Source organism: Rhodococcus sp. 7Tela_A2 (assembly GCF_049311045.1).
In the GTDB taxonomy this organism is placed as follows: Bacteria; Actinomycetota; Actinomycetes; order Mycobacteriales; family Mycobacteriaceae; genus Rhodococcus.
In genome coordinates, this window is sequence record NZ_JAXION010000156.1 from 1 (window position 1) to 8,514 (window position 8,514).

Annotated in this window: 6 protein-coding genes, 1 pseudogene and 2 riboswitches; of the genes and pseudogenes, 4 read left to right on the forward strand and 3 right to left on the reverse strand. The window is 69.2% G+C overall.

The features are described from left to right. On the reverse strand, window positions 1–1,410 hold a 1,410-nt coding region (locus tag TVH25_RS19695), incomplete at its 3' end, for a cobaltochelatase subunit CobN (RefSeq protein ID WP_422425275.1). Window positions 1,411–1,463: 53 nt separating this feature from the next. Further along, window positions 1,464–1,657, reverse strand: a riboswitch (cobalamin riboswitch). A 37-nt stretch (window positions 1,658–1,694) separates the two neighbouring features. Here TVH25_RS19695 and TVH25_RS19700 point away from each other — a divergent pair. From TVH25_RS19700 to TVH25_RS19710, 3 genes are read left to right on the forward strand one after another with little or no spacing between them, the layout of a single operon-like run. Beyond that, window positions 1,695–2,768, forward strand: coding sequence for a cobalamin biosynthesis protein CobG (locus TVH25_RS19700; RefSeq protein WP_378528078.1), 1,074 nt, complete (start codon window positions 1,695–1,697; stop codon window positions 2,766–2,768). Between the two features lie 12 nt (window positions 2,769–2,780). Further along, the gene (locus TVH25_RS19705; RefSeq protein ID WP_378528079.1) at window positions 2,781–3,431 is read left to right on the forward strand and encodes a precorrin-8X methylmutase; all 651 of its coding nucleotides are present in this window, start codon (window positions 2,781–2,783) and stop codon (window positions 3,429–3,431) included. Next, complete coding sequence (locus TVH25_RS19710; RefSeq protein ID WP_378528080.1) at window positions 3,428–4,960, forward strand: precorrin-2 C(20)-methyltransferase; 1,533 nt, start codon at window positions 3,428–3,430, stop codon at window positions 4,958–4,960. Before TVH25_RS19705 ends, TVH25_RS19710 begins: the two co-directional genes overlap by 4 nt. Before the next feature lie 6 nt (window positions 4,961–4,966). On the opposite strand, the gene TVH25_RS19715 is transcribed toward TVH25_RS19710, so the two are convergent. Further along, window positions 4,967–5,722 carry a cobalt-precorrin-4/precorrin-4 C(11)-methyltransferase gene (locus TVH25_RS19715; protein ID WP_378528081.1) on the reverse strand — a complete coding sequence of 252 codons (756 nt, stop codon included), beginning with the start codon at window positions 5,720–5,722 and terminating at the stop codon, window positions 4,967–4,969. After that, the gene (gene cbiE, locus TVH25_RS19720) at window positions 5,719–6,930 is read right to left on the reverse strand and encodes a precorrin-6y C5,15-methyltransferase (decarboxylating) subunit CbiE (RefSeq protein ID WP_422425276.1); all 1,212 of its coding nucleotides are present in this window, start codon (window positions 6,928–6,930) and stop codon (window positions 5,719–5,721) included. The genes TVH25_RS19715 and cbiE overlap by 4 nt, the downstream gene beginning before the upstream one ends. A 41-nt stretch (window positions 6,931–6,971) precedes the next feature. Next, window positions 6,972–7,166, forward strand: a riboswitch (cobalamin riboswitch). A 38-nt stretch (window positions 7,167–7,204) separates the two neighbouring features. Here cbiE and TVH25_RS19725 point away from each other — a divergent pair. Then, window positions 7,205–8,488: pseudogene (locus tag TVH25_RS19725) on the forward strand (ATP-binding protein); the annotation flags it as partial. Window positions 8,489–8,514: the final 26 nt, after the last annotated feature.

An 8,514-nucleotide genomic window follows, 5' to 3' on the forward strand; every position in this document is an offset into this window, starting at 1 on the left:
GGCGGCGCGGCCCCGGGGGGGGGGGGGCCGGCCGGGCCGACGACGCGGGGGGCGGGGCCCCCCGCCCCAGGTTTCCGCCATCGCATCGGTCAGTTCCGCGGGCAGATTCTTCGTCCACTCGCGGTACCGAGCGGTGGTGACGCGCACCGGGTTACCGGACAACTGTTCGGCGGTGAGCCATTCCTCGTCCTGCCCACCCGCATCGATGAGCGCGTGGATCAGGGCGTTTCCGGCTTCTGCGTCGTCGTCGAGGTCCATGCCGGGGAAGCCGTCGCCCAGGTCGTACCCCTGCGCGCGCATGGCTCGCAGTAGCCGGATCGCCGATACCGGGGTGTCCAGGCCTACGGCGTTGCCGACCCGGGAGTGCTTCGTCGGATATGCCGACAGCATGAGCGCGATGCGTCGCCGGTGTGGGGGTACATGCCGTAACCGGGCATGCGCCACCGCGATACCCGCGACCCTGCGGCAACGCTCGGGATCGGTGACGTAGCGCGGTAATCCGTCGACGTCTAGTTCCTTGAACGAGAACGGCACCGTGATGATGCGGCCGTCGAACTCCGGAACCGCGATCTGGGTGGCCGAATCCAGCGGGGACACACCGTCGTCCGAGTCGGCCCAGCTGTCGCGGCTCCAGGTCAGGCACAGCGCCTGGAGGATCGGGATGTCGAGCGCGGCCAGCGCCGCAACGTCCCACGCCTCGTCCTCGCCACCGGCGCTCACTGTCGCGGGTTTGGTGCCACCCGCGGCGAGGACCGTGACGACCAGGGCATCGAGGGTGCCGAGTTCGCGCAGAAGATCATCCGGGGCACCGCGCAACGACGCACAGTGGATTGCGACGCCGCGCGCCTTGCCGGTCGCGTCGATCGCATCGGCGAGATCGTGTGCGAATTGGACGTTTCCGCTGGTGTGGTGCGCGCGGTAGAACAACACGCCGACTCGCGGGGGCGCCGCGTCAGGGGTTGCGGGACGGTCGAGAATGCCCCATTCGGGCAGCTCGAGCGGGGGTTCGAAACCTTCACCGCCGAGGAGCACCGTGTCGGACAGGAACGCGTGCAGTTGAGCGAGGTTCGCCGGACCGCCGTAGGCGAGGTAGCGGTGGGCCTCTGCGGCGGTACCGATCGGCACCGTGGAGTAGCCCATCAGTTCCGCGTCCGGGGTCTGTTCGCCGCCCAGAACCACGACGGGAACCCCCTGGGCGAGAACCAGGTCCAGCCCGGTCTGCCAGGACCGGGCAGATCCGAGGATCCGCACGACGACCAGGCCGGTTCCGGCCAGCAGGGCAGGGAGCGCTCGGGGATCCTCGCCGGTCAGGTCGAGCCGGGACGGGTTGCCGACCACCCAATCGACGCCGCTCGAACGTGCCGACAGCAAGTCGGTGTCCGACGTCGACAACAGCGCGAGCCGCGTCACAACGCAACCCCAAGCAGCACAACAGAAGCCATGTTCAGTCTCCAAAACCCTCGTGGACCTCGCGTGCCGTGGCCGGTCTCCTGGCTGACGGATCGACGCTGCTCGGCCGACCTTCCCGGAGCTGGCTCCAGTGGTCTCCGCACCGGCGGACCGGTACGGACGAGGGCGAACAACTACCCGCTCACAGTGGCGAGGGCCGCGTCGGTTTTTCACCGACTTCCCGAGCACCACGGCAAGCCGAGAGTAGCGCACAGTTTTCTCCGCGTGTGCAACCATGTGCGCTCATGGCCGATCTTCCTCCCGAAACCTTCGCACCGGATCGGTGCCCCGGGGTGCTGCGTCCGCATGTCGCAGCCGACGGTGCGCTGGTGCGACTGCGTGCACCGGGCGGCCGGGTTCCGGACGACGGTGTGCAGCGGTTGTCGGTGGCGTCCGGGCAGTTCGCGGACGGCGACCTCCACCTCACGTCACGCGGAAACGTGCAGATCAGAGGAATTTCCGTCGACGAAGGCGGGGACGTTCCGGAAGGACTCGTGCAGGCTGTCTCCGGTGCCGGTTTCCTGCCGTCGGCGTCCCACGAAAGGGTGCGGAACATCGTCGCGTCGCCGTTGTCCGGACGGTTCGGCGGGCTCGCCGACATCCGGCCGCTCATCGGTGCGCTCGACGAGGCACTGTGCCGGGAACCTGCGCTCACCGACCTGCCCGGCAGGTTCCTGTTCGGTCTCGACGACGGCCGCGGCGATGTTGCCGGTCTACGGTGCGACCTCGCCGCGGTCGCGGTCGATGCCCGCAACGCACGACTCACCGTCGGAGATCTGTCCGGTCCGACGCTGCCGCTGCCGGACGTGGTCGACGCCATGATCGCGACAGCACTGCGGTTCGTCGAGGTACGGGCGACGCGGTGGCACGTGCGGCAACTTCCCGGGGCAGGACGCGAAATCGGCGGTGTGTCAACCGTTCCCCCGACACCACCTGTCGTGATGCCGTACGGGGTCCTCGGTACGGCGGTATCGGCGCTGGTTCCGCTGGGGATACTCACCCCGCCGATGGTCGCCGCGCTGCCGGCCCGAGGCGTGATCGTCACACCGTGGCGTGGACTCGTCCTTCCCGGTGACAGCGATCCGGCCGCGCTGGCCGCCGCCGGGTTCGTGCTCGACGACGATTCGCCGTGGAGACGGGTCACCGCGTGTACGGGGGCACCCGGGTGTAACCTCGCCGGTGGAAACACCCGAGCACTCGCACACCGCGTCGCTGCGTCACCCCTCCCGGACCGCGCTGTGCATGTCGTCGGCTGCGAACGCTCTTGCGGCGCACCGCACTCCCCTCACTCCCTCGTCTTCGCCTGCAGTCCGCCGTAACAGGAGCCAGCCGTGATCGAATCCCCACCACCCCGTCGGTACGAGTACGAAACCGACGGTACCGAGATCTACGTACGCTCGTTCGCGACGATCCGGGCGGAGTCCGATCTCGCCGCGATTCCCGCGGACGCGGAGAAGGTCGCGGTACGGATGATCCACGCCAGTGGGCAGACCGACCTCGCCCGAGATCTGGTGATCCATCCCGGTCTGGTCTCGGCTGCCCGTCGGGCACTCGACGCCGGGGCGCCTGTTCTCACCGACGCGAACATGGTTGCCTCCGGCGTCACCCGCACCCGCCTGCCCGCCGACAACGAGGTGCTGTGCCTGTTGCGTGATCCGCGGGTCCCGGGTCTCGCCGAACGCTGGGGTACCACCCGGTCGGCGGCGGCGGTGTCGCTGTGGGCCGACCGGCTCGACGGCGCCGTCGTCGCGATCGGCAACGCTCCCACCGCTCTGTTCCACCTGTTGGAGATGCTCGACGCCGGCGCGCCCCGCCCCGCCGCGATCGTCGGGGTGCCGGTCGGTTTCATTGGTGCCGCCGAATCCAAGGAGGCCCTGATCGAACACGGTCTGCAGATCCCGCACCTGGCGGTCCGGGGACGACGCGGCGGCTCGGCGATGGCATCGTCCGCCCTCAACGCACTGGCTCAGGAAGCGGAATGACCACTACAGCACTCACTCCCGGCAGAATCTTCGGCGTAGGCCTGGGCCCCGGCGATCCCGAACTCATCACGCGCAAGGCAGCGCGACTGGTCGGCGACGCCGATGTGGTCGCCTACTACTCGGGAACACACGGCCGGTCGATCGCGCGTGCGATCGCGGCCGACCTCATCCCGGACAGTGCGCTCGAGGAACGTCTGGTGTACCCGGTGACCACCGGCACCGTCGACCACCCGGGCGGATACGACGGCGCGATCGCCGACTTTTACGACGAGTCGGCGGCCCGATTGGCGGTGCACCTCGATGCGGGCCGGACCGTGGTGGTGCTGTGCGAGGGCGACCCGTTGTTCTACGGCTCCTACATGTACCTCCACGATCGACTCGCGACCCGCTACGACGCCGAGGTGGTGCCGGGAGTGACGTCGTTCTCCGCAGCGGCGGCCGCGGCGGCGGAACCGCTGGTGCGACGTACCGATGTCCTGACGATTCTGCCGGGAACGTTGCCGGAACCGGAATTGGCACGTCGGCTCGCCGACACCGACGGCGCCGTGATCATGAAGCTGGGCCGCACCTTTCCCGCAGTCCGCAACGCGCTCGCGCAGTCGGGCCGGCTCGCAGATGCCGTATATGTCGAGCGCGCGTCGATGGACGGTCAGCGGATCGCACCCGTTGCCGATGTCGATCCGGCCGACGTGCCGTACTTCTCGGTGATCTTGGCACCCGGCGACCGGGCGCCGCGAAACGCCGGCATCGCGGACCGGTCCCGTCCGGCGGTCGACACGAGATCGGAACCTGTGTGCGCCCACGAGGTTCTGGTGATCGGTTTGGGTCCCGCCGGCGAGAAGTGGCTGACGCCGGAAGCGTCCGATGCGCTCGCATCCGTGGACCATGTCGTCGGATACGGGCCGTACGTGGACCGGGTACCGGTTCGTGCGGGCCTGCAACGACATTCGACCGGCAACACCGTGGAGATCGACCGCGCACGGTTCGCTCTCGATCTCGCGCTGGCCGGAGAGAAGGTTGCCGTGGTCTCCGGTGGGGACGCGGGTATCTTCGGCATGGCGTCGGCGGTGTTCGAGGCCGCTCGCGACGACAAATACGAGTCCGTGCCGATCCGGGTACTTCCGGGTGTATCCGCCGTGCAGGCGGTCGCGGCCCGCGCCGGTGCACCGATCGGAGCGGATTTCGCGGTGATGAGCCTGTCCGACCGGCTCAAGCCGTGGGAGGTGATCGAACGACGTCTCGTCGCTGTCGCCGAGGCCGACCTCGTGCTGGGCATCTACAACCCGGCGTCTCGCTCACGCACGACGCAGGTCGCCGACGCGAAGGCCGTACTGCTGCGGCACCGCCCGGGCGACACCGTCGTCGTGGTGGGGCGCGACGTGGGCCGCTCCGGAGAATCGCTCGATGTCACCACGCTCGAGAAACTCGACCCGGCGAGCATCGACATGAAGTGCCTGCTCATCATCGGCGCTGCGGGAACCACGGTGACGGCAGCCGGGGCGGTGTGGACCGCACGATCGGTTCGGTGACGACCGCTATACGTGGCGAGGGCGCGCCGGGTCGTAGAGATGCGAACATGCCACGTCGGACTGCTCCCGGACACCGAGCGCCCTCCCCACGAGAATCACCGCGGTGTGCTTCAGCCCGGCCTGCTCGACCCGGTCCGCGATGTCCGCGAGCGTGCCGCGGAGCACCAACTCGTCGGGGCGTGACGCGAAGGCCACAACGGCAGCCGGACAGTCGGTTCCGTACTCCGCACTCAGCTCCTCCGCGAGAACCCGCACCCTGGTGATCGCCAGGTGTAGAACCAGACTGGCGCGCAGACCCGCGACACGTGCGAGGGTCTCGGTGTCGGGCATCGCGGTCGACCGCGCCTGCGTACGAGTGAGCACCACGGTCTGCGCCAGTTCCGGCACCGTCAGTTCCGCACCGAGGGTGGCCGCTGCCGCCGCATACGCGGGCACGCCCGGCGTGACGTCCCACGGCACTCCGGCCGCGTCGAGCCGCCGGGTCTGCTCGGTGAGCGCCGAGTACAGCGACGGATCGCCCGAACACAACCGCACCGCGTCGACGCCGCGCCGGTGTGCATCGACGAGATGCCCGGTGATGCGATCGAGGTCCAGATGCTGCGTGTCCACGAGTTCGGCATCGTCGGCGCAGTGCGCGAGGATCTCGTCGTCGAGGTAGGTGCCCGCGTACAGCACCACCGGCGCGTGCCGCAGCAGCTCGGCCGCACGCAGCGTCAGCAGATCGGCTGCGCCGGGCCCGGATCCTACGAAATGGACTGTCATTTTCCACCTTTCACAACGGACCACTGCACCACCGGGCGCAGTGATTGCCACCCGGTGAATGTTCCTATGGGCGCGGCCTGTTCGACTGACAACCGGGTCAGCTCCCCGCCGTACGTCTTCCACCACTCCACGAGCACGGCCTCGGTCTCGAGGGTCACGGAGTGCGCCACGAGGCGACCACCTTCGCGCAGCGCGTTCCAGCACGCGTCGAGCACTCCGGCTCGACTACCACCGCCACCGACGAAGATCGCGTCCGGTGTCTCGAGTCCCGACAACGCCTCCGGTGCCCCACCGAGCAGCACACGCACCGAGGTCGGTACCCCGAGCCGCGAGGCGTTGCGCTGAACCGTCTCCGCGCGGGACGGGTTCCGTTCGAGCGCGATCGTCCGGCAACTCGGATCTGTACGCGCCCATTCGATTCCCACCGATCCGGCACCGGCTCCGACGTCCCACAACAATTGTCCGGGTTTCGGCGCGAGCGCGCAGACCGCTGCGACCCGGATGGGTCGTTTGCTGAGCTGACCGTCGTGTTCGAAACACTCGTCGGGAAGTCCCGGGACGGTCGAATTGCCCTCGGCTCCTGCACATTCGATGCACAGAAGACTCAGGTCGTCGCCCGGCACACCGACGAACTCCCGCGCCGTGCCCACCCGGCGCGACTCGTCGGCCTCGCTACCGAGATTCGACAGGATCGTCACCCGCGCGGCACCGAATCCTTCGTCGACGAGCAGGCGCGCAACCACGTCGAGACTCGATGCATCCGAGGTCAGCACGATCAGCCGTCGATCACGAGACAGGTACCGGCGCAACGTGTCGACGTTCCGGCCGACGAGAGTGACGGTCTCGCAATCCTCCGCAACCCATCCCATCCGGGCACGGGCCAGTGCGACCGACGACACCGCCGGAATCACGTGCACCGCGTCGCGGCCGAGCCTCCGGATCAACGTCGATCCGATTCCGGACACCAGCGGATCACCCGACGCGAGCGCAACGATCGACCGCCCGGCATAGCGGGCGAGCACGTCGTCGAGACCCGCGAGCAGCGGGGACGGCCACGGCTCGCGGATCGCGCCGGAGACCGGCACCGACGCAAGATGCCGACGTCCGCCGAGCAGGACGTCGGCGCCCAGAACGTGTGCCCGCGCGGCCGGCACGACGCCGGCCCAGCCGTCGGCGCCGATGCCGACCACGGTGATCGAAGAACCCATGGCGGTGAACCATAGTGCAGGGCGGTGTGGATACACTCGGCCACGGCAAGACAATCGAAGGTGCCCCTCACGGGGATAATCGGGAAGCCGGTGAGAATCCGGCACAGGCCCGCTGCGGTGACCCGGGAGTCGTCGATCATGCGCGTACGCGCAGCCACTGGACCATCGGTCCGGGAAGGCGATCGCACGATGTCCGACCGGGAAGTCCGAATACCGGCCTTCGATTCAGCTGCCGAAGAGTACGTCCCAGCGGGAGCCTGTGGAGGGTCGAGTAGTGCACGTGTATCCGTTCAGCGCCGTCGTCGGTTCAGACGATCTGGCGCTCGCCCTGACGCTGTGCGCAGTGTCGCCGGAGATCGGCGGCGTGCTCGTGCGCGGCGAGAAGGGCACCGCGAAATCGACGATGGTCCGGGCGCAGGCCGCACTGTTGCCGCCGGTAGGCGAGGTCGAGGGCTGCCGCTTCGCGTGTGATCCCCGGTCGGTCGACCCAGCCTGCCCCGACGGACCGCACCCGACGGACGCGCCCGTACGGCGTCGTCCGGCGCGCCTCGTCGAACTGCCGGTGGGCGCCACCGAGGACCGGGTGACCGGTTCGCTGCACCTGCAGAAAGCGTTGTCGGCGGGCACTGCGGAATACGAACCCGGCCTCCTCGCGCTCGCGCATCGCGGCGTGCTGTACGTCGACGAAGTGAACCTCCTGCACGACCATCTCGTCGATCTGCTGCTCGATGCCGCTGCGATGGGGCGTTCCACAGTCGAACGCGACGGGGTGTCCGTCACCCATGCCGCACGATTCGTGCTGGTCGGCACCATGAATCCCGAGGAAGGCGAACTGCGACCGCAGCTACTGGACCGGTTCGGCCTGACGGTCGACGTGGCGGCGCCACGTGATCCGCAGTTGCGTGCCGAGATCATCCGCCGTCGCCTGTCATTCGACGCCGACCCCGCCGCATTCACCGCGCAGTGGGCCGATGCCGAAGCCGCGCTTTCCGAGCGCATCGTCGATGCGCGCCACAGGATGCCGCAGGTTCAGCTCGGTGATGCTGCGCTGGTCGCGATCGCGGAGGTGTGCGCTGCGTTCGACGTCGACGGCATGCGTGCCGATCTGGTGACCGCGAAAACTGCCGTGGCGCACGCAGCCTGGGAAGGCCGCAGTGAGGTGACCCGCGAGGACATCGCGGTCGCGGCGAAACTCGCGCTGCCGCACCGCCGCCGCCGCACTCCCTTCGACTCGCCGGGGATGGACGAGGATCTGCTCGACGAACTACTCGGCAACACCGCGCCCGACGAAGATCCCGACGGCGGTCCCGACGATGGCGGACCCTACGGTCGCGGACCCGACGGGCGCGGACCCGACGGTGGCGGCGCACCCGATCCGTCCGGTCCGGCGGGCGGCGACGCGGATACTGCATCCTCCGAAGCAGATTCCGCGGCCCCCGAGACGAAGTCGGAGCGGAAGTCCGCCCCCGCACCCACCGCGGTGTCCGCCCCCGGCGATCCGTACCGCACCCGGCTGTTCACCGCGAACCGCACCGGGCGCGGCGCGCCGGGCCGGCGGTGACCGGCCCGCCCCCCCCCCGGGCG

Coding starts and splice junctions, on each gene's coding strand:
- TVH25_RS19700 (WP_378528078.1), top strand. CDS start 1,695: ATGGCCGATCTTCCTCCCGAAACCTTCGCACCGGATCGGTGCCCCGGG.
- TVH25_RS19710 (WP_378528080.1), top strand. CDS start 3,428: ATGACCACTACAGCACTCACTCCCGGCAGAATCTTCGGCGTAGGCCTG.
- TVH25_RS19715 (WP_378528081.1), bottom strand. CDS start 5,722: ATGACAGTCCATTTCGTAGGATCCGGGCCCGGCGCAGCCGATCTGCTG.
- cbiE (WP_422425276.1), bottom strand. CDS start 6,930: ATGGGTTCTTCGATCACCGTGGTCGGCATCGGCGCCGACGGCTGGGCC.